The sequence below is a fragment of the Ruegeria sp. AM5 genome, assembly GCF_056540645.1.
In genome coordinates this window covers 83,063-104,878 of the sequence record NZ_JBQFXC010000007.1, presented here as the reverse complement: position 1 = coordinate 104,878, position 21,816 = coordinate 83,063, and the positions used below count along the sequence as shown (strand labels likewise).

Genomic DNA, 21,816 nt, shown 5'->3' with positions numbered 1-21,816 from the left:
CCTTGTCTATCATTAAAGATCTTCCTTGGAGCCAGGCAGGCGAGACAGGAGATAGGTGTAGTCGTCCCCCCAGCCGTAGTCCTTAGGGTGAAACACTCTCTGATGCCAGACCACCGTGGCGATCCCGTGCACGGCTTTCACCTCGTCCAACCACCGATCGATTGTGGCACGTCGCGTTTGCTCGTCTGAAACATGATAATCGAACAAATGTGAATCCATAAGGATCATGGGTATACTACGCAAGTGCTCTGAGGCGCGCTTTTCTGGTGCTATCCACGCCGGTATGCACATTGCTGCACCATTGCGAAATCCTGGGCGATCATTGAAACCTAATGTGGTATCACGCAATAGCCCCGCCTTTTCTTGCGCCCGCCAGGTGTCTGCCCAACTGAAGCGCAGCCAATGCTGGCGGATTTCTACGACCGACAAACCTGTTGCTGAGCGTATGCGATCCATTTCGGCGCGCAATTGTCCTGCATCGGCAAACACGTCGAAGGATGGATGGACTCCGATCGTAAAGCCGTTCGCGGCCAATTTGCGCAACTCATGTGCAATTGACGGAGATGTCACATCATAGCCGGGATCCATCAGATAGCGTTTTGGCCCGCGTATCCGTCGCGATTTTCCACCGTGGAAGTTGAATGTGCTGACCTGTCCGAAACTTTGCTCAAGGGCAGCAATATGCGCCAAGTAATTATAATCGGCCGGACGCAAGAAAAAACCAGTCCCTTTGACCAATCGCTTTACAGCGTCACGAAGCGCACCTTGCCGTGCAAGCTTAAGGGCGTTGAACCCGTCAAAGGCCAGCGCTTTGATCCTTATTGGCAAGGTTTTTTGTAATGCATCAACATCATGCGTGAGCAAAATTTCCGCCCCACGTAACGCACCAAACATATCAGCTTCGTTTCGCCCTGCCTTCCAGGCAGCCCAGCGCCGCAGAAAAAGTAGAATACGGTTTACCCAAGCATGGTCCCAGAGTGATGTAAGTGTCTTAGGTAGCCGATAGGCATAGGAATGACAGGGGCCCATTCTCTGTTCGTAATGGCGTTCAGCTTCGCAAGTCAGAAATGAAAAACAAGCACGCCACCAATCGCAGCACTCCCAGTCCGCACCTTCACCTGTTACACAAAAGGCTGGCGCCATCAGGTGCGAGGGCTGGCCGACACCAATATCCGCGGCCCAGTCCGGCAGGCAAATGCGGACAAGCGGCCAATCGAATGGCTTTGAAGTAGTCGGTATTGGAAGGTCAATCAGGGCATCCTTCGTCGCCTCGGCACAATAGCGCTCAGCACTTTGCAAGACGAACTGGACAACCACATTATTAGACATGAGGGGTCTCACAAAAAGGACTAGAACAGCACCCAGTTAGCAGATATAGAACGGAAGCACACCCTTGCTGATCGCAGTTCCGACACCGTGAAAGACCTCCATGAAAAAACCTGCGCTGGCAACCCTTTGCGGGTCTCTATGAAATTTGGCAAATCCTAATGCAACGTCATGAGTTCGCGGTTATATGGCTGTGTATGACCGCTCTGGCGGTATTCGCTTACCTTGGGCACACCTATTTCCTTGAACTAGACCTCGTTGTAGCTTGGGGTGGGTTCTCGGCCGTGGATTTCGCGAATTCGGTACTTTACCCTGAGAACTTCTCTAAGGACTACCCTGGTGGTGCCGCCTTTATCGGCAATTCACTGCTTGTTTGGATTTATCCCTTTGTCGCTAGCTATCTAGGCATTCAGCCTATCGTCGCTATGTACATGATGATCGCTTGCGAAGTCGTGCTATTGATCGCTGGCGCTGTTTTGATCCTGAGAACACTTTTACCGCAAACGCTTCCGTACAGTTTTGTTCTGCTTGCCATCCTTTTTTTAGCAAGTAGCGCCCGCCAGATTGATCTTGCAAGATTTGGCACACCATTCTTGGTCGGGCAATTCTACGTTTTTGCCGACATGCTGCGACTAGCGGCGCTTTGCGCGCTTTTGACCCATAGATATGTGTTGATGGCGGTCCTTCTGATGGCCGGCTTTACCATCCATCCGTCCATGACAGCGCTGACCCTTCCGGTTCTGTTTTTTGCTTTCCTGATTGACAAGTCCGAGTTGAAACGGCCGACACCGTGGATCGCGGCTGTTGTATCCGTCACATTTTCTGCGATCTGGTTTTTTGAATTCATCGCGTCACAATCACTGACGGGGCCAGAAATACCTGAATTTGAGTATATCGAGTTTAGTCGCCTCTTCAACTTTCATTGGTATCTGTCCGATTTGGGCATGATTCTACCAAACCCGGACAGGGTGCTTCTGCCCTTCATGGGGCTTGTTTTGGTAGGTGTCGAGGCATTGAGGCGCACGCCCGAACTGGGTGATCTGCGCCGCAAGCAGATCCTGGTGATGATTTCCGTAATTTGTATCGTTAGTTTGTTTGGCTTGCTGGCAGCCGAACATAAGTGGAGTGTAAAACTACTAAAGATATCACCTCAGCGACTAAGTGCATTTGGTGCGCTGCTTTTACTACCGATCATAGTTCATCGTCTGTTTCGCGATTTGCTGGGCGGCAATTATGGGTATGTTTTGATTGGCATTGCTTTTCTCGCGACAGCGCTGTTTCAGAAATATCCATATTCAATCGTGCTTGCGCTTCTCTATGCCAGTCCGGTCATCGGTGCCATTGTGCACCGACCTAAGTTGTGGTCCTACGAAACGGCGGTTGTCCTGTTTGCCTTACCCCCAGCCTTACTGCTGGCCCTTCACTTTCATGCGGGATATCAATTGTCGTTTGCTAGATATTTCGGTACGCCATGGCTCTTTGCTTTATCCTTAGTTGGGGTTGCATTAATCCTCATTCAATCAGCTACCTCAATTAAGCTGTGGCATTTGCCGAATTGGCTGGCGCGGCTGACCGCGCTCAGCATTCTGCTAATCAGCATGATTCTGTCTTATCTATGGATCACTGAACGCTACACGCTAACAGAAAACCGTCGCACCACGGCATCGGAATACAAAGAAGTACAACTATGGGCGCAGAGCAACTCTGACCCAACCGATCTATTCATGACCGATCCCTGTATTTCATATGGTTGGCGTGATTTCTCGCAGCGCAGCTCTTGGGGTAGCATTCAAGAATTCCTCAAGAATGGATGGCTCTACTCAGGGAATTTGAACAATTTCGACGAAGGGTTGGCGCGTGCTAAAAGGATCGGTATCGATAGTCGCAAAATGTTGCAGGAGGATCCATCAAGTATCCGACGGAACTTTCGAAATGTCTGTAGTATTGCACGCAGGATATACTACGCGCAGGACCTAGACTGGATGACCAACATGGTCCGTGACTATGAAATCGATTATTTTGTATACCTAAAAGAACACGCCGTGGATGGTCCGCGCTATACACCAGTATTCGAGAATGATACCTTTTTCGTTCTCGACGTGGCCAGCCTAAATGCATCCTAATTCCGACTTGCTGAAAGACCCCATATGACATACGCAGATATGCCGCAGGACTTTGCTACTCCTGAGTTGTCACTTCTTGTCCCCGCATTTAACGAGAGCGAGATCATCCTTCGAAATCTAACAGAACTTCGGGACTGGCTTAAGAAGAATATGCCAGATCTCGACTACGAGATTCTGGTCGTCGACGACGGGTCAACTGATGGCATGGGTGATCTTGTTGATAGCTATGCACAAGAGCACGCTCGAGTTCGGGTCACACATCACAAACGCAACATGGGGCGCGGAAAAGCTATTCGGACCGGTTTTGATGAATCTTTAGGGAAGGTTGTGATCTGTCTTGATGCCGACCTTTCTTACGCCCCGTCACACATTCCTGCACTACTTGAGCCATTGCAGAATGGCACTGCAGATATCTCTTTGGCCTCGGCGTATGCGCCCGGTGGTGGTGTCGAGAATGTGCCAACTTCGCGCGCATTGATGTCAAAATGGGGAAACAAAATTCTGTCGGCCAGCCTCAATGGGCAATTTGCAACCGTGACCTGCGTCGTACGCGGCTATACGCGCGAGGCCATCAATGCTATGGAGTTAATTAATGATGGCAAAGACTTACACCTAGAGATCCTACAAAAAGCGCGATTAGGCAACCTGAAGATTGTCGAGGTTCCCGCCTTGCTGAAATGGCGCGATCGGGATCGTGGAAAAGCCGCTAAAAAAGGCTTTATTGCATCGTTACCTTTTGTTTCGATGTCCAGCACGATGGCGTCACACTTGGTCTATAACTGGCTGCTGCGACCGGGACTGATTTTGTTTGTACCCACGGTGCTCCTTTCAAGCGTCATCTTTGTTGGCTTGGTGATCCTTCTCAAGAACTTTCTAACTATCTACATCTGGGGCGGAATGGGAGTTGAGGCATTTTCCTTCTACGAATCGCTCCGCGAAACGTTGATCAACGGGTACCTTACCTTGTTCTTAGTATTCATTTCATCGGTGATACTTTTTATCTTCATGGTGTTTTATTTCATTTCTCAACAAAATCGGAAGAATTTTGAAGAGAACTATGTCCTGCTATCCCGGATCAGCGCTCGTCTCAAAGACCTGGAAGATAAGTAACAGGATATGTGCGGGATTTGTGGTATTCTAGATTTTGCTCGTGGGACACCCGAGAACCGTGAAACTCGGGTTGATGGAATGATGGCACGCCTGCGGCATCGTGGACCCGATGGACAGGCAACGTGGTCGGATAACGATATTACTCTCGGACATACGCGCCTTGCGATTGTCGATCTGACCGATGCGGGAAGCCAACCAATGCACAGCACCGACGGCACCTTGAGCAGTGTCGTCAATGGAGAGATTTACAACTACCCTGAATTACGTCGCGAATTGCAAGCGCTTGGTCATGTGTTTCACTCCGATTGCGATAGCGAAGTTATTCTGCCCCTATTCAAACAGTATGGAACGGATGCCTTCTCTAAGTTAAACGGAATGTTCGCGATCGCCATCTGGGAGCCTGCCCGAAAACGTCTCATCCTTGCTCGTGACCGGATGGGTATCAAACCGGTATACTATTACAGCACCCGGTTGGGCGAGTTTCTGTTCGCATCTGAAATCAAGGCCCTCTTTGGCGCTATCGATGCCCGAGAATGGCCAATTGATCCAACAGGACTTTCTCAATACCTGACCTACCAGAACCAGTTCGGTTCAACGACGCTTTTTCAGGATGTCAAGCTTCTTGAGCCTGGCTGTTTTCTCGAAGTCTCTGAAGATCACGTAACGCAGACACACTATTGGGAGCTCTGCGTTACTCCAAACAACGAAATTGACTTCGTGCAAGCTTCCATGGGCTTTCAAAATACCTTAAAGGGAAGTGTACAGCGACACCTGATGAGCGACGTGGGGGTTGCCAGTTATCTCAGTGCAGGGTTTGACAGTTCGGCAGTAGCCAGTTCCGCAGCCGCGCTATTGCCGACCCCACCACTGACTTTTACCGGGCGTTTCCCCGAAGGTGGATGGTACGATGAGATGTCAGGGGCCGCGCTTGTTGCTGACAGTATTAACGCCCCGCATCAAGGTGTGGATATCACTCCAGATTGTGCGATGGCAGAGATGGATAATCTGGCTTATGCACTTGACGCTCCCCAAATGGGTATGGGTGCACTTCCGCAGTATTTGGTTGCACAAGCTGCTGCGCAAAAATGCAAGGTGATCCTTACCGGACATGGAGGTGACGAACTCTTTTCCGGCTACCCTGTCTTCAAGTTTGCCGCGGTGCTATCCGGTTTCCGCCGCAGCTTAAGGAAGACTTGGTTTGCGCTGCGCTCGATCCGTATGTCCGAGCTCCCACACATTGGCTACTTTACGCTTTCGATGCTGCGCGGAGGAGAAGGGCGCTATTTGCTTCCGGTTTTGTTTTCACGCAAACATCAGGCTCGCGTTTTGCAGCCCAATGCCTGGAACGCCTTGGAGCCCCATGACCCGGCGTCCAAGTTGAAGGAGGTCAACGCCAAAGCACACAGTTTGTACGAACAGCTAATTTACACCTATTTCAAGATATACCTGCCGGGTTTATTGGTGGTGGAAGATAAGATTTCGATGGCGCATGCGCTCGAGTCTCGAACTCCAATGCTCGACAATAAGATGATTGCTCTTTCGCTTTCGATTCCATCCGACGTCAAATTGACAGGCGGAGAATTGAAGGCAATCATCAAAGGTGGTGCCCGCGACCTTTTACCCAGTGAGCTATACCAATTGCCCAAGCGTGGATTCCCAACACCATTGCGCAATTGGCTGCGAGGGCCGATGCAATCTTGGATGACCAAGCGCCTAACTGCAAAAGACAGCCCTCTGCAACGGCTATTCAGGCCAGAGTACCTTGAGGCTGTGGTTCATGATTACCAAAGAAGTCTGAAGCGGAAATTTCGCCCGCTGGACGAGTTGCCCAGCCACCGAATTTGGATGCTACTTAGCCTTGAAGCATGGTTGCGCCAGGTGGAAGAGACGTGGCATATGCGCCTTGATATCAAGTAAGTCCGGAACCAAAACCAATATTCAATGGTTCAATTGGAGGCATCATGGAAATGAGTCAGAATAAAACCATCGATGACGTCCGCGATTTTTGGGAAGCAAATCCCTTGTTCACCGGTGAATCCGAACATGAGCCTGCGACGAAGGCTTTTTTTGATCACCATCGTCAGGTCGTGATTGATGATTGCTTTGCCGGTGCTTTGCCCGATCATTTATTCCCAAGCCCGCAGACGAATGAGCACGTTCTGGACCTAGGCTGTGGTCCCGGCATGTGGTCTGTAGAACTGCAAAATAGGGGTGCCAAACACGTCAGTTCGGCGGATTTGACCGAACAGGCGGTACAATTGGTAAAAAAACGCGCTGAAATTTATGGTTTGACAGTCGAGGCGAGCCAGCAAAACGCGGAAAAGCTTACATACCCCGACGCGAGTTTTACCCATGTGAATTGTCAGGGAGTAATCCATCACACGCCCGATACAGAATCTTGCGTGCGAGAGATCGCTCGTGTCCTTGAACCTGGCGGCACCGCGATGATCTCGGTCTACTACCGAAATCTGTTTATCCGGATGTGGCCGATTTTGCGATATGGCGGATGGATCGTCAGTAAGCTGGGCGGTGGTCTCAAAGGACGTGGGCGCGAAGACATAATGAACAACTCTGATGTTGACGAAATTGTCCGGCTTTATGACGGCGCCGAGAACCCCATAGGAAAATCCTATTCGAAACAGCAATTTGTCGATTTGCTGTCTCCATATTTTGAAATTGACCAGATCTTCTATCACTTCTTTCCGGCTCGGGCGCTACCTTTCCCGATACCTCTTGGCTTACACAAGTTTCTCGATAAGCACGCAGGCTTCATGATTTACGCTCGTCTGACAAAGCGCGATGCCTCACAATAGATTCGTAACGAAAGCACCCAAAAACCGGCCAGTCCTTCGCATTAGCATCGCATTATTGCTGCTTGGTTTGTTGATCATCTGGGCAACTCGGACACTCTGGCAGGAAGACTACACCATTGTTCCGATCAGAGGTTTTATCTTGTCGGTCCTCGTCAGCGGGGTGTCGCTGATAAGCGCTGCGTGGCGAATGCAAGTGCTTAGCGAAGGGCGCGTAAGCCTTGCCACCGGGAGCAAATCCATAGCGCTTGTTGCCTCACTTTTAATTGTCTTTCCAAGCAGATTATCAGACCTCGTCAAGCCCGTGTATCTGCTTGAGCGTGCCTCTCTTGAGCTATCCAAGGGATTCTCTATCCTATTTTATGAGCGCGCTCTCGACGTTTTTGTCCTTCTTGGAATGCTGGCTATACTGATCTTTGCTCAAGGAGCCGCCCGAGACGAGGCACTGATCGGGAGCACCACCTTGCTTTCCGCGCTGGCCGTGACCCTTGTGCTTGTGTTTTCACTACTGATATTTGCGCCAAACGCATTGGTTCGCGCCGTTCAAAATTTGCCCTTTGACGGATTGAAACGGATGACCATTCAGTTCCTGTACGCTTTGACCAACTCTACCCCTGTTCTTACGAAGGCGGGCGTTTTATCTGTCATCGTCTGGGCCAATTCCTACCTTATTTTCTATGTTTACCTCGTGCATTTGAACACTGAAGGAACAACTGCTCAGATCGGCGCATTGGCGGTACTGTTGGTTTTCATAGCCGGAGCGCTGGGTCTATTTGTAACGGTGACTCCTGGTGGAATTGGAACTTATGAGTTTGCTATTGCTCTCGCCTTGAGCACATACGGAATCCCCGTCGTCGAGGGTTTGGTGCACGGCTTGATGCTGAGATTGATCGTGCTAGTGCCAAATATCTTATTGCTTCTGTACATTCTGGTATTTGATGGGTTCAACTTCCGGGATCTCTATCAGAGAATTTGGCAGATTCACGGCAAACGGCATAAAACGGAAGACACCCAATGAGTCTGGTTGAATTCTTCACAGAAGCACAAGCCGGCTCCTATATGAATGCCCGCGAATTTGTGTCGGTGCTGGAGCACGTTTATAAAATCAAACCGCTCCATCAATCGGTAATGAGCGAAACCGGTATTACCGGGGTTCCGGCCTTTGCAAGCCATTCGTTTTTTTCCGGTCATAAAATTACAAGTGCACCTTTCAATTTCTATCCACCGCTCACAGGGGAAGGTTCACAACAGGCCGCAGTGAAACACTTGATTTCTTTGGCCAAAACCAAAGGCCCGCGCTGTTATGCTGAATACAAGACGCTAGATCGGTTGGATGGAGATGTAGTCAATCAGCATGAGCTAGCGGAAACCATCTTTTCAATTGTCAGCGAAGTGCCGCTGTCTTCCACGATTGAAAAACAGCGGCAAAGCTACAAAAAACGTCATCGTACGAAGGTGAACAAAGCTCGGAGAGAACTAGCCGAGTTAGAGATCGGTACCAGTCGAGATCCGAATGATCTGAACGAATGGTACGATCTGATGTTACAGTTATACCGGAATAAGCACCGGATGATTTGCCAGCCTCTTTCGCTGTATCAGCGTCTTCTTGAGATTGAGAGTCATAGTACACTGTTATTGGCGCGAGAAAATTCGCGAGTGGTCGGCGGGGTGTTCTTGCTACATGACAGCCAGCGATGGGATTATTGCTGGGGAGCAATGCGGGCAGACTTTGACCAGCGTGATTTAGCATCACTCATACTGGATCATGCGATTTCTCTGGCCATTGAAGCTGAAGCGCAAACATTCGGCTTTGGTTCCTCAGCACCTAGTGATGCACCACTTCTGTTTTTCAAACAACGTTGGGGCTGTATCGAAAGCCCCGCCTATGCCTATTATTGGCAACATACGCCTAAGCCGATAGACTTGAATTCTAGCTTTTCTCTGGCCCGCCAAGTAATTGCGCATAGCCCAATATGGCTTTTGAAAGCCGCACCGCCTGTCCTAGTGCCTCATTTAACATAAAATACGCCTAGCGGTGCTTTTTCTCAAATACAATCGTGATTTCACGCGACAAAAAGCGAGTTCTCCCGAGTCCACCATAATGGACGGCTTTCACCACAGCTTGCGGAGCGAAAAGCAAAGACAACTCGGCGACTGAATAGCGGCGTGCGAGTTTTGTGCCAGCAATTTCGATATTGCAAAAGTAGTCTTGTCGGCTAATCGCCGACACAAGGGCACCAAGATCCCTCTTCATCAAGCCAAGCAGTCGCAGCGGAAAGAGCTCAAACCACGATGGTTGTCTCAATGTGTTGACAATTAACTGGCCACCCGGCGCCAGCACCCTCAAAATTTCATCCGCCGCCTCGCCCGTGTTATCAAGATGTTGGAACAAACCCACGCAAAGTACAGTAGACATCTGAGCGTCCCCGATAGGCATCGCATCGACGGCCGCCTCTACAAAATGATTTCCGTCACCATCGCTAAGGACTTCTGCACCTGGTCGGACTGGGCACTGTAAGTGGGTAGATGAAGGCACCAGCTTGCCACCTAAGCTCATTGTTTCCAATGAAAAATCGCAGCCCCAATAATCGCTACCGGTCCAAAAGCTACGATACCGCCCGTCACCACAACCGATGTCCAGGATTTTGGGGCCTGGTCCGCATTCATCAACGATCTGTCGTACAAGCTGATCCCGCGAAGCGATAGTACCAGAGTCCCCCCAGTGCTGACGCTGATAAACATCCTTGTCTTCTTCGGATGCCAAATCCTTAAACGATTTCTGCCAGATTTCAGATGTCTGACAAACTGCATCGGCGCTCAGTGCCGCACTATATCGTGCCTTCGCAGCGATATACTGGCCCTGCCGTGGAAAGGTGTAAGCGCGGCTGCGTGCAGCAACTCCTTTCGTTCCGGTTACGGATCCCTCCAAAACATACTCGACAGCCATTCTTGCGCCTTCCTCAAAGGCGACAACATCAATCTGCCTGAAACACGTCTCCTGTGCGATGAAATCAATATAGCGGGTAGCAATGGTCTCGCCTGTATCTATACCCGCATCTATATGATGAAGCGTCACGCCGGTCATCTTGAAGTTGCGCTCGTATGCAGCCCAGATGTTTCCGGTTCCTCGGTAACGGGGATTTATGCCATTGTGTACATTGATAATCTCACATCCAAACGAATGAAGACGATCAATCAAAGCACCACTCAGAAGGGCGCAGGCATTGGTAATGACCACAGACGGAGCGATACTCTCCAGATAATCGGTGTCGATGTGATCCAGGTCACTAACGGTCTTATGCAGTGTATAGGTTTTTTCGACCGACGCAGGCCCCGGACCAGTTAGACGTAGCCAGAACATGCTTGATACATCGCGTAATCCATAACGTCTGAACCGTTTCCAGAAGAAACTCGCGATGCGCCTTGGACCTATCGTATTCTCAATGAAATGAATAGTGTAGCCTGCCTCAGAGAAAGCTTTTGCATAGATATTTGCAGCTGCTCGGGCCGGCGATCCGTTCCCCGTGATGACGAGAACCGACCTACTCATAGCGGATGCTGCCTTGCAATCATTCGTCATGTCGAGTTTTTGCGACGAAGGAAACTATCAAATTTGTATCGATCAATGGAATACCAAGCGGCCAATATGTCAATTTTTTGAAGTGGAACGACCCGCCAAGAACATCGAGAATATGGTCAGCGAAGTTTGGGTGTTCCCAGCAGATCAGCTTGTCGGGATCGATCATAGTATTGCGTTTCAACCAACGACGCGAAGTAAAGTATCTTCCAAGGCCCCAGGCAAGCCCGCCTTCAGCTGGAATCGCACCAACAACATGGCCGTCGGGCCGCAAAACACGTCGGTATTCCTCAACGAAACTCTGCAATGGATAGAGGTGCTCGAGAGAATAGAATGTCAGCAGAACATCTGCCACACCAGCCTCTAGAGGTAGCTTATGCGGATTTTGTGGATCGATCAGATGAGTTTCGTAGGAAATTCCCATCTTGCTCAATTGTTCAGCGGCGTTCAGTAGAAACTCTTCGCGTATATCAATCAGAATGTAATGCGAAGGTTTCGTCTTAAAGAACGGCAAATGTGGCGCATAACCGGGCCCGATCTCGATCACAGTTTTTCCGGTGAAATCAAATGTACTTAGAACACGGTAACCCGCGTCGTTGATAGACTTTCCGAGCCCTGATCGCTGGTTGGCCCGATAAAAATCCGCGCACGCTTTCTCCCATTCGTCCCACATTGGATCTTTACGGTCCGAAATCAAACCGAAGCGGTCGCGATCACCGAAGAGGGGAATCTTGACGAAAGGGAGACGGTGACCGACAGCGATAGTTCTTTTCATTGACAAGCCCTTAAAAATCGCATCTTCGTCCAAACCAGATTAGATGGTTTCCTGCCTAGAAATTCAGATGCAATCGCATTTACGTTAATCTCAGCGTGGCATGCAACCTAGTAAAACCATCGCAATGATTTGGCTCGTTACTTGTCATCTATCTGGCAATTGTGGACCTGTCACGAATTGTTGCCGTTCTGATTTCTTGCCTAAGCGACCTTTGGTTGGCAGGCCAATGGGCTTTTCCAGCGCAAGGCTAAGCGGCATTCGAAACAAGCCTTACCACAACATTCAACTGACTCACCAATTGCCGAAGGCAACCTGAAGAGCGCTGTCAACTGTTCGCGCAAATTCAGGTTCGTAGCCCTTGATGAACTGTTTGCGCGCGACTCTCAACGACCCAACCTTATTGATCGGAAATGGTTGCTGGCATCTCTCCAACAAAGTCAGAGGTTTTCTGCTAGACATATTTAATGCCCTATGATTTCTAGCCAGAACGCCGATAACACTTTTTTGATCGAAACCAGAGCGTTGTACCGGAGGGCAACATGAGTCTTTTCAGCGGTGCGAGAGTATTGTTTCTCGCCCCACATACTGACGACGTAGAGCTTGGGTGTGGAGCAACGCTTGCTCGATGCATGGAGGAGTGCGAAACCGTTGATGTCGCAGTGTTTTCCACGGCCGCGCAATCCCTGCCTAGTGGCCTCGACAAGGACCACCTAAAACGTGAGTTTTTTGCTGCTATGGAAACTTATGATATTCCCAAAGAGCGGCTGCACGTATTTGATTATCAAGTAAGGCGCTTGAATTATTCGCGCCAAGATGTTCTCGAAGATCTGGTGCAACTAAGAAGCAAAATCAAACCAAACATAATTTTTACGCCTTCCGGTGGTGACGTTCATCAGGATCATCAAGTTGTTCACAATGAGTCACTGCGCGCATTCAAAACGACCACTATGCTGGGCTACGAGCTACCTTGGAACAACTTCCGCTTTGAGAGCCGGGTTTTTGTCCGGGTTACTGAAGAGCATCTAGCGGCGAAGCAAAGAGCACTACAGTCGTATGAGTCTCAGATTCTGAAGAACCGCAACTATTTTGAATCTGAATTTATTCGGGGGCTTGCTGCAGTTCGTGGCATCCAGCAGGGTGTCAAATACTCAGAAGCGTTTGAATTAATTACTCTAAAGGTTTGATCCGTGCTGTTCCAATCAATAAACTCCGAAGCTCTTTGCTCGTTTCTTACAAAAATGCGGGTAGCCCATAGGATCGTTGGAGACCATCGCGACTTTATAGGCCCTGCTCCGATTGGAAAAAGTGAATCAATAAATCTTACATGGTCGCGCGAGGTATCCGCCGACGTAATCTCTGTTCCGGCAAGTATTTTGATTTTACCCGACGCTAAAGCAAAAGACATAGCAGCTCAGAGCGATAAAACACTAATTTTGGTGGATAATCCACGTGACACCTTTAGAATGATCCTGGTTGGGCTCTACAGCGATGAAATAGCTTTCTCAAAGGGCCTCCACGACGAAACTATGTTTGCTCAAACGTCCGAGAATACCTGGATTGCTCATTCTGCATCTGTCTCAAAAGAAGCAGCAATTGGTGCAGATGTGATTATTCATCCGAATGTGACTGTCTACCCAGGCGTAAGCATAGGCGACAACGTTGAGATTTGTTCTGGTTGCGTCATCGGGGCGCCTGGCTTCGGACATGTACGTCAGCCAAATGGTGCCCTTAAGCCGTTTCCACACCTCGGTGGTGTCGTAATCGGGAACGATGTCTCTATTGGGTCAAACACCTGTGTTGATAGTGGAGGCCTGTCGCCCACAATGATTGGCAATGGGGTTCGCATCGGAAACCTTACTCAGATCGCACATAATGTCGAAATTGACGAAGACTGCTTGATAGGAACTAGGTGCCAGGTCGCCGGTGGCACGAAGATCGGTAGCGGAACTGAAATCTGGGCTGGATCGACGATATCGAACAATCGGCGGATTGGACGCAATTGCAATATCAAGATCGGCAGCATCGTCATTTCGCATCTCCCTGATAACACAGTGGTATCGGGGAACTTTGCAATCTCTCATCAAAGAAATCTCGAAATATACGCAGGCCTTCGTGACTCGAAATAATTTATGGATAGCGGTGCTTAAGATTAGGATAGCTCTAACAGCCTCGTAAATTTGACGATATAGTGTCAATGTTGAACTCCCCTCAATAAGAAGTAACCCGACAAACTCAGGACAAATCGTTTGGCATTTTCAGAGATAGATAAACAGCTGGCCGCAGCTCATGACGCGCAGCAGGAAATTGCAAAATATAGTCAGAACCAGATCGACAACGTTGTGCGAGCACTAGCTTGGGCAATCTATCGACAGGACCATGCGCGCACCCTGGCGGAAATGGCAGTTGCCGATACTGGCCTTGGAAACATTGAGGATAAAATACTAAAGAACCGTCGGAAAACATTTGGAACACTTTGCGACTTACTCGCGACTCCAACAGTTGGAAAGATCTTTGAAGATCCAGAGCGCGGCATAACGGAATGGGTAAAGCCTGTTGGCGTCATCGGTAGCCTAACGCCCTCGACTAACCCTGCAGCAACTCCGGCAAATCAGGCACTCATGGCGGTCAAGGGTGGAAACTCAATCATAATCAGCCCTTCCCCTGCCGGTTTGCGCACTGCTCAAAAACTGAAATCATATTTCGATGACGCATTGCGAGCTATCGGCGCCCCGACTGAATTGTTCCAAGTGCTACATGCACCTATATCATTCGACAAGGCTGACTATCTTGCACGAAATGTCGACCTCCTCCTGGTCACTGGTGACCAGACAAACGTTCGGAGAGGTTACAGCAGTGGCACACCCTGTATAGGCGTCGGCAAAGGCAATGTTCCTGTAATTGTCGATGAGACCGCGGATATTAAAGACGCGGCCGCGAAAATTGTGGCGTCAAAGACTTTCGACAACGCCACATCCTGCAGTTCGGAAAACTCGGTCATTTTGCTCGAAAGTGTTTACGAAACAATGATTTCAGAGTTAGAGACTGCTGGGGGTTACCTCGCGACTCCTACAGAAGTAGGCAGGATTGAGGAAAAGTTGTTTACAAATGGTGCCGTAAACCGTCAAGCCGTAGGGAAAGACATCTCTACCCTTCAGAAACTGTTTGAAATGAAGCTCCCGAATTCAAAGCGCTTCATATTGGTTCCTCAGTCTCAAATCGGAAAAGAAGCTCCTCTTTCCGGAGAAAAGCTTGCACTTGTACTTTCGGTGTACAAAGCGAAAGACTTTGACGGCGCCATCGATATTTGCAACGATATTCTTGACTACGAGGGTGCCGGACATTCCGTAGGCATTCATACCACTAGAAAAGAACGCTCGGTAGCGCTCGCTGAGAAAGTCGACGTTGCGCGTGTTCTCGTGAACCAGGCTCACACATTCGGTAATGGCGGCGGGATGAATAATGCACTACCATTCACGCTTACCATGGGGTGTGGGACTTGGGGAAAAAATTCCATATCAGAGAATCTTTCGATCAAGCATTTTGTTAACAAAACTGTGCTAGTAGAGACTTACGAAAAGGAAATGCCGAGCCCTGACGAAGCGTTCGGAACCGTCTATGATCCGCAGTTTGACCCCGTTTGATTAGGATGGGGATTATATTTTTCTCTTCCCAAGATATTCCATCTTATGCATTCGCCCATCGGAAATGAGAAGTAACATGGCTGGGATGTTACCGATTCTGCTAGGCTGCGGTGTGCACACCAATGGGTCTATTCGGATTAGGACGAAGAGAAGTTTTTCTGACCATATTAGGGTGATCTCTAGATCCAAATCATAACTTCAGATAGTTTGACGACAGTAAAAAGATTGGCCAATCAGACAAACAAATCCAAAATTCAGCAATTGACCTCACCACATTAAAGCGAGCAAAAACAGCGATGAATATTGTCAATCGGAAGCGCATCGCAATCTTGAATTACAGCGAAGTAACGCAAGATGCGCGTGTTTTTAAACAAGCTCGCGTTCTTGCTGATGCAGGGCATAATGTTCATGTCTTTTGCAACCAGCTTGGAAACCGAGAGAAAAACGAAACGATCTCGAACATCAAGATTAAGCGTTTCCGCTGTTTCGAACGCTCCACTCTGGACAGAGAAATTGTCAACAAACTTCCATTTTTAGAGTACTCGGGAGCAGAAGTAACAAAACGGTTTGACGACTATCTTGAGAAGAAGCGTCAGCTAGAACGCCTTCAGTTTTGCTGCGCACAATCTCCGTTAAACAAATACTATTATAAATCTGCGCGTGGTACCGCTCGAATGCGGCGCAAACTGCATCACAAGGTTATAAGAAGCTTAAACAAAATAGGCATCGGCGCGCCCGGTGTTGCAAGGCAATTTGAACTTATCGCCCAACTTGACCGCGAAAAAAAAGAACTTGCCGCAAGTTGGGAGAGCCTCGGCGCAATTCGGGGGCTGGTATTCATGCAAAACCTGTTACCCGTGCTGGACGACAGTACTTTCGACATAGTTCATGCCCACGATTTGCTAACTTTGCCTGCAGGTGTCGCGCTCGCAAAGCGAGGCAATGGTAAACTTATTTATGACGCTCATGAGTATGAAGCCGAACGTGCCGGACTCCATACAGATGTGCAGGAACTAACGAAGAAACTGGAAGACGATTGCCTGAAGCAAACAGATCATGTGATCACAGTTTCTAAGGGAATTGCTGAACTCTACTCTGAGCGCTTCACAAAGAGTAAGCCTACTTTAATCTATAACTCACCCGACATTGCTCGAAGTGAAACTGACCGAGGCGGAAACCGGCTTCGTGATCTGCTAGATCTGCCAGAAGACGTTCCATTGATCGCTTACATTGGTGGGATCCAACGAGAAAACCGTGGCGTGGACAAACTCGCTGCAGCATTAGTCCACTTACCTGGTTTTCATATTGCAAACCTTGGGCCACGCAAGGAACCCAACGACGCTTGGATTATGGGTATCGCCGAGGAACTGGGCGTTGCTGACCGAATTCACTTGCTGGCGCCCGTTCCTGCCGAAGCAGTACCCTACGTTGTATCAGATGCTACGCTTGCAGCGAGCGCTTCACAAAACATCGGGTTGAGTTATCTACACTCGATGCCGAACAAACTGTTTGAGGCCACATTTGCTAGGCTGCCGGTTTGCGTTCCAGATCGCCCTGATCAAAGGGAATTTGTCAGAGTATTGGGTCATGGCGTCGCTATGGATCAAACCGACCCACTTGCTATCGCCGTAGCCATAAAGAAAGTTGCTGAGAACCGCGAAGCCTATAAACTCACGGATACCTCCCTCGAGATACTTAACAAAGAGTATAGCTGGAACGCGCAGGCGAAACGGTTGTTGGAGCTGTACGAAACACTTTCCGTCGATAGGGATTTTGGGACAAATGGCAACCTGAACTAAAAGCGGGTTGACGCATCTGAACGCTCGGCTCAGGTTGGTGCTTCGCGGCGCAATCCCAGGAAAATGACGCTAGGTGCCGTTACCCATTGACCAACGATCCGGTTCAGGCTGGATGCGAGGTACAATCCGACCGCGTTCAAATGGAAGACTGGTTCGAGCAAAACTATAATCCGACGATAGCAGCCGCGACCAAATTGTCTGGCCGTTCGATCATGATGGCAATCAACCGGTTCTCATCGCACGCGCCATCGGGAGATCCTTTTGGGTCGAACGATGTTGCCCCAGTACTCGGCAGGTTCTGTGCTCAGACACTTTGAATTCGCTACGCACATGTTCAATGCAGGCGCGACGACGAGCGAGTTTTGTAGTTTTCCTTTGCCTCCTCCTTAAGGGTCAGCCTGCCCAGTGTCAGATCAGATACGGCAAGTCTTAGATGCTCGTTCTCCTTCTGGAGCCGCTTCAGTTCCTTCAATTGATCTACACCCATTCCGCATTCGCCGTTGGGCTCGAACCAATGGCGCCTTCAACGGCTCCTTGCCTGCGCCAATGGCAGTAGGTCTGTTAAACAACACCGATTTGTCTGATTGCATCAAGACGGAATATCCCTTGTCCCATCAGCAGCTCAAACTGTCGTAGCTTCAAGACAATCTCTTCCGGCTTTGGTCGCTTATTGGCCATTCTTGGGCATCCGTTCACTAAATATAGTGGTGGACCAGTTCAGTTAAGCAGGCTCAATGATAAGAGCACGACCCAAACCTCACTCTCATCGAAGTGTAGCATCGGCTGTTTTGGGTTCACTGCAGTCATTCTCCGCGGTGATCCTGAACGCAGCTTCAAGCTGCAATTGGCGGGTCTCAGTCAAGGCGGAGCTCGTTAAGATATACTGAGAAGCAGGAGCTTCAAAGGAAGCTGCACATCGTAACGGCTTTTATTAACCGGTTTTGCTTCATCACCCCTTTAAGTCAGAGCAAAGCGACGTGTCGCTTGCAAGATGATCAATAAGGGCGCGCACGCGGGTCGTCAGTCGGCGATTCTGTGGAAAAAGTGCGGCGACCACATAGGGTGTAACGCGATTCTCGGCGAAGAGCTCGACCAATTCTCGTGTCTTTAGAGCTTCTGAAACTGTGTAGGCCGGACAACGGGCAACCCCCATTCCCGTGGCTGCCAGCCGTGCTGATGCTGCCGGTGAATTGGCGCGAAGCCGACCGTTAACATGGACCGCAATTTCCCGACCTTCTAAATCGAAGCGCCAGATCGTAGGATCCGTCATGTTGCCGTCTAAAATGCACTCATACGTCTCCAGTGCACGTGGATGCGCCGGTATACCTGTGCGCTTCAAATAGTCTGGAGATGCACAGACTAGCAAAGGCATTGGGCCAAGCTGGCGTACTCTAAGTGAACTGTCTCTCATCGGTCCGATGCGGATCGCGAGATCCAGACCTTCGTCAATAATTGACACCCTTCGATCCGAGAGACGAAGGTCGATTTCAACTTCCGGATGCTGTGCGGCGAATACCGCAAGAGAAGGCGCGAGCCGCACCGATCCAAATCCCGTCGGAGCCGAGATATGGATGACACCGCGTAAAGCCGTTTGTTGGTTCCTGACGGTTTCTTCCAACTCGTCGAACCCGTCAAGAAGTGGTTCACACATCGCCAGATACGTGGCGCCGACATCCGTCAGGGATACACTGCGTGTGGTTCTGTTCAGAAGCTGAACGCCTAGCGCTTCTTCCAGATCCGCGACGTATTTGCTAACCTGCCGCGCGGATCGTCCCATACGCTGTGCGGCAAGTGTGAAAGAGGCGTTCTTTGCGACAAGCGCAAAGGCTCGCATGCGGTCAATCTTATCCATAGCTTATTCCGCCCCCTCAGGGCCTAAACTTTCTCAAAAATTGACGATTATCGCGCAATTGTGCAAGTCGTATCTGTTTTGGTAAATGACCAACCCCAGCAGGAGCCCTTAAATGTCAAACCCGGTTCGTATTCATCACTTCCCCAAATCAGGTCACGCGCATCGCGCTTTGGTTTTTGCTAAGCTCGCAGGGATTGCCCATGAAGCTGTCTTTGTAGATCTCGCCGCTGGTGAGCACAAAACGCCTGACTTCCTTGCCATGAACCCGAATGGACAGGTGCCCGTGCTGGAAGATGGCGACGCCGTCATTTCTGACTCAAACGCAATATTAGTTTACTTAGCCCGCAAATACGCACCCGACTGGATACCAAGTGATGCCGTAGGAGAAGCGAACGTTCAGCAATGGCTGACACTCGCTGCAGGTGAAATTGCATTTGGCTCATGTGCTGCAAGGTTGATTACGGTGTTTGGCGCACCTCTGGACGAGAACTTTGCAGCTGCAACCGCGGCGAAAGCAATGCAAAAACTGGAATTTGGGCTGGACGGTCGCGACTGGCTTGTTGGCGATCAACCGACCATCGCTGATGTTGCGGCCTATTCCTACACAGCCCATGCGCCAGAAGGGAATATTTCGCTCGCGCCGTACCCGAATGTCCGTGCCTGGATTGCAAGGTTCGAAGCGCTGACCGGTTTTCAAGCGATGCCAGCCACCGCCGTTGGTCTTGCTGCCGAGTAGTTCAATGGACATTTGCGAAGGCGAACGAAGCGCCGTCTCATCATCGACTCGGGAAACCGTGATTGAAAACGCGCGCCTTGACTAAGTCGGCATGAACGGACGCAACGTAGCTAAGGTCGCGCCCGCATAAACGCGAGGCGGCAACTGACGCAACCGTGCAGAGCACCCCGAAAGTCGCTTGGACTGTTGGGTCATGGGGTTGCTTGCGGACGATAACCCGGACCTGAGCGTACAGCGACTTTGATGACAAGATTGAGAAAGAAGGACAAAACGATGTTGGACGAAGAAACCCCATTTCATCCGGGCGAACTGGCTGCACAAGAACGCGCGGGTGTTAGGGGGCTTTCCAAACGCGTGTCGCCCTTCATCCGAAATCACATGCCAGATCAACACCGCGCTTTTTATCAAGCACAACCGTTTCTGGTTGCTGCCTCCAGCGATAACCAGGGACGAGTGTGGGCGACGATCATCGAAGGCGAGGAAGGATTTATTGGGTCACCAGACTCTCAGACGCTGACGCTTGCAACACGGATTGATCCACAAGATCCGCTGAGCGAATCGATTATGGCTGGCACCGATATCGGCGTGGTTGGCATCGAACTCGCTACGCGCCGCCGCAACCGCTTCAGCGGTAAGTCGCGTCCAACCAAGGATGGCTTTGCAGTCGATATCCATCAGACCTTTGGGAATTGTCCGAAGTATATCAACGAGCGGAATTGGTGGCGAGCCGATAGGGCGATGACGATTGAAGCGACGACGTCTACTCAACTCAGCTCCGAACAAATCAAACACATAGGCGCCGCTGACACTCTATTCATCGGATCGGGGCGACAAAGCTCTAACGAAGCGCACTCCGACGGCTATGACGCTTCCCATCGTGGCGGTGACCCTGGATTCGTCCGGGTAGTTGGGCCGAAGCGCCTGCGCATCCCCGACTATACCGGCAATAACTTCTTCAACACGATCGGGAACCTGCTCGAAGATCCGCGTGTTGGGTTGCTCTTTGTCGACTTCTCAACTGGCGGGCTTTTGCATTTGACGGGTCGGGCTTCGGTCGAGTGGGACCCGGAGGAAGCGCGCGATCCAAGCATCCTTCGTGTGATTGATGTAGAGATAGAATCTGTCATCGACAGACCAGCCGCGCTTTCTCTGAGGTGGTCTGCAGACCCTGCGACGATGACAAAACTGACCGTGATCGACAAGGTCTTAGAAGCCGAGCACATCACCTCTTTCCATCTGGCACCCACGAACGGCGAGGCGGTGACACCTTTTCTTGCAGGACAGCATTTGCCGATTGCCTTGGACATCCCAGGTCATGGGGCGAAGGTACGTCGGACATACACACTATCTGGCTCGGTCGCGATTCAGAACTACAGGATAAGCGTAAAACGCGAGGCAGGCGGTATCGGGTCGCAATTCCTACATGACGAGGTGCACGTGGGCGATGTGATCGAGGCAAAGCCGCCCGCTGGTAACTTTGTACTCCCCAAAGATGACAATCCATTAGTTCTCATCAGCGCTGGTGTCGGCCTGACTCCGATGCTTGCAATGCTTTACGAAGCCTCAGCAGAAGAAAACCATCGGCCAGTGTGGTATGTCCATGGAGCTCGAAGTGGGCGCGCCCATGCGTTTGGCCGTGAGGTTGATCAGCTGATTGCGGGAAACCCGAATGCCACCCGATTGATATTCTTCAGTTCACCGGAAAGGACCGATCTTCTAGGCGAAACGTTTGACGTCCATGGCCGGATCACTGCTAAGGACTTGTTGGCGATCAGGGCGGGGCCGGACGCGCACTATATGATCTGCGGCCCTCTGGAGTTTATGACCGGTTTGAAAACTGGATTGGAGGCTGCAGGCGTCATGAGCGATCAGATCAAATATGAGACTTTTGGAGCATAGTTAAGAATGTCGGTAATCGGTGCTAAGGCCGAAGCATTCTTGGATTATCCCGGATGTTACCCTAGGGCGTGTTTCAAAAATCAACGCTTTACTGTCGCAGAAAGAGACGTGCCGAACCAAGCGTGAGTACCCGCTCAGGCTACACGTGTTTGCTTCCGTGTAGGAAAG

Annotated in this window: 16 protein-coding genes and 1 pseudogene; 12 read left to right on the top strand and 5 right to left on the bottom strand. The window is 50.2% G+C overall.

Going from position 1 to position 21,816, the window contains the following annotated elements; translation table 11 throughout:
- Nucleotides 1-12 precede the first annotated feature (12 nt).
- The gene (locus ACR0AH_RS16230; RefSeq protein WP_480592793.1) at nucleotides 13-894 is read right to left on the bottom strand and encodes a polysaccharide deacetylase family protein; all 882 of its coding nucleotides are present in this window, start codon (nucleotides 892-894) and stop codon (nucleotides 13-15) included.
- A 629-nt stretch (nucleotides 895-1,523) separates the two neighbouring features.
- Between ACR0AH_RS16230 and ACR0AH_RS16225 the strand changes: the two genes are divergently transcribed.
- The 6 genes from ACR0AH_RS16225 to ACR0AH_RS16200 are packed head-to-tail and all read left to right on the top strand — an operon-like array spanning nucleotide 1,524 to nucleotide 9,391.
- Nucleotides 1,524-3,449: a hypothetical protein gene (locus ACR0AH_RS16225; RefSeq protein WP_480592791.1), complete on the top strand. Its 1,926-nt coding sequence runs from the start codon at nucleotides 1,524-1,526 to the stop codon at nucleotides 3,447-3,449.
- Nucleotides 3,450-3,473: 24 nt separating this feature from the next.
- Nucleotides 3,474-4,559, top strand: a complete 1,086-nt coding sequence (locus ACR0AH_RS16220) for a glycosyltransferase (RefSeq protein WP_170733048.1) — start codon at nucleotides 3,474-3,476, stop codon at nucleotides 4,557-4,559.
- 6 nt (nucleotides 4,560-4,565) lie between these two features.
- Nucleotides 4,566-6,476, top strand: a complete 1,911-nt coding sequence (gene asnB, locus ACR0AH_RS16215) for an asparagine synthase (glutamine-hydrolyzing) (protein WP_480592789.1) — start codon at nucleotides 4,566-4,568, stop codon at nucleotides 6,474-6,476.
- Between the two features lie 50 nt (nucleotides 6,477-6,526).
- On the top strand, nucleotides 6,527-7,372 hold the full coding sequence (locus ACR0AH_RS16210) for a class I SAM-dependent methyltransferase (protein ID WP_170733050.1): 846 nt from the start codon (nucleotides 6,527-6,529) through the stop codon (nucleotides 7,370-7,372).
- Nucleotides 7,359-8,387, top strand: coding sequence for a lysylphosphatidylglycerol synthase transmembrane domain-containing protein (locus ACR0AH_RS16205; protein WP_480592787.1), 1,029 nt, complete (start codon nucleotides 7,359-7,361; stop codon nucleotides 8,385-8,387). Before ACR0AH_RS16210 ends, ACR0AH_RS16205 begins: the two co-directional genes overlap by 14 nt.
- Nucleotides 8,384-9,391, top strand: coding sequence for a GNAT family N-acetyltransferase (locus ACR0AH_RS16200; protein WP_170733052.1), 1,008 nt, complete (start codon nucleotides 8,384-8,386; stop codon nucleotides 9,389-9,391). Before ACR0AH_RS16205 ends, ACR0AH_RS16200 begins: the two co-directional genes overlap by 4 nt.
- Before the next feature lie 7 nt (nucleotides 9,392-9,398).
- On the opposite strand, the gene ACR0AH_RS16195 is transcribed toward ACR0AH_RS16200, so the two are convergent.
- Together ACR0AH_RS16195 and ACR0AH_RS16190 are read right to left on the bottom strand one after the other, a co-directional pair.
- Nucleotides 9,399-10,919 carry a formyltransferase family protein gene (locus ACR0AH_RS16195; RefSeq protein WP_480592785.1) on the bottom strand — a complete coding sequence of 507 codons (1,521 nt, stop codon included), beginning with the start codon at nucleotides 10,917-10,919 and terminating at the stop codon, nucleotides 9,399-9,401.
- A gap of 19 nt (nucleotides 10,920-10,938) precedes the next feature.
- Entirely contained in the window at nucleotides 10,939-11,754 is an 816-nt protein-coding gene (locus tag ACR0AH_RS16190) for a class I SAM-dependent methyltransferase (protein WP_480592783.1), read from the bottom strand.
- 506 nt (nucleotides 11,755-12,260) lie between these two features.
- Between ACR0AH_RS16190 and ACR0AH_RS16185 the strand changes: the two genes are divergently transcribed.
- From ACR0AH_RS16185 to ACR0AH_RS16170, 4 genes are all read left to right on the top strand, one after another.
- A complete protein-coding gene (locus ACR0AH_RS16185) occupies nucleotides 12,261-12,905 on the top strand; it encodes a PIG-L deacetylase family protein (protein WP_170733055.1) in 645 nt (214 codons plus the stop codon).
- Between the two features lie 3 nt (nucleotides 12,906-12,908).
- The gene (locus tag ACR0AH_RS16180) at nucleotides 12,909-13,847 is read left to right on the top strand and encodes a UDP-3-O-(3-hydroxymyristoyl)glucosamine N-acyltransferase (protein ID WP_170733056.1); all 939 of its coding nucleotides are present in this window, start codon (nucleotides 12,909-12,911) and stop codon (nucleotides 13,845-13,847) included.
- Between the two features lie 120 nt (nucleotides 13,848-13,967).
- On the top strand, nucleotides 13,968-15,362 hold the full coding sequence (sauS, locus tag ACR0AH_RS16175; protein ID WP_480592781.1) for an acylating sulfoacetaldehyde dehydrogenase: 1,395 nt from the start codon (nucleotides 13,968-13,970) through the stop codon (nucleotides 15,360-15,362).
- A gap of 296 nt (nucleotides 15,363-15,658) precedes the next feature.
- The gene (locus ACR0AH_RS16170; protein WP_480592779.1) at nucleotides 15,659-17,161 is read left to right on the top strand and encodes a glycosyltransferase family 4 protein; all 1,503 of its coding nucleotides are present in this window, start codon (nucleotides 15,659-15,661) and stop codon (nucleotides 17,159-17,161) included.
- 155 nt (nucleotides 17,162-17,316) lie between these two features.
- Here the strand turns inward: ACR0AH_RS16170 and ACR0AH_RS16165 are convergent.
- Together ACR0AH_RS16165 and ACR0AH_RS16160 are read right to left on the bottom strand one after the other, a co-directional pair.
- Nucleotides 17,317-17,839: pseudogene (locus ACR0AH_RS16165) on the bottom strand (transposase family protein); the annotation flags it as partial.
- Nucleotides 17,840-18,110: 271 nt separating this feature from the next.
- Nucleotides 18,111-19,013 carry a LysR family transcriptional regulator gene (locus ACR0AH_RS16160; RefSeq protein WP_480592777.1) on the bottom strand — a complete coding sequence of 301 codons (903 nt, stop codon included), beginning with the start codon at nucleotides 19,011-19,013 and terminating at the stop codon, nucleotides 18,111-18,113.
- A gap of 112 nt (nucleotides 19,014-19,125) precedes the next feature.
- Between ACR0AH_RS16160 and ACR0AH_RS16155 the strand changes: the two genes are divergently transcribed.
- Entirely contained in the window at nucleotides 19,126-19,749 is a 624-nt protein-coding gene (locus ACR0AH_RS16155) for a glutathione S-transferase (RefSeq protein ID WP_170424858.1), read from the top strand.
- Between the two features lie 273 nt (nucleotides 19,750-20,022).
- A complete protein-coding gene (locus ACR0AH_RS16150; RefSeq protein ID WP_170646647.1) occupies nucleotides 20,023-21,648 on the top strand; it encodes an FAD-binding oxidoreductase in 1,626 nt (541 codons plus the stop codon).
- Nucleotides 21,649-21,816: the final 168 nt, after the last annotated feature.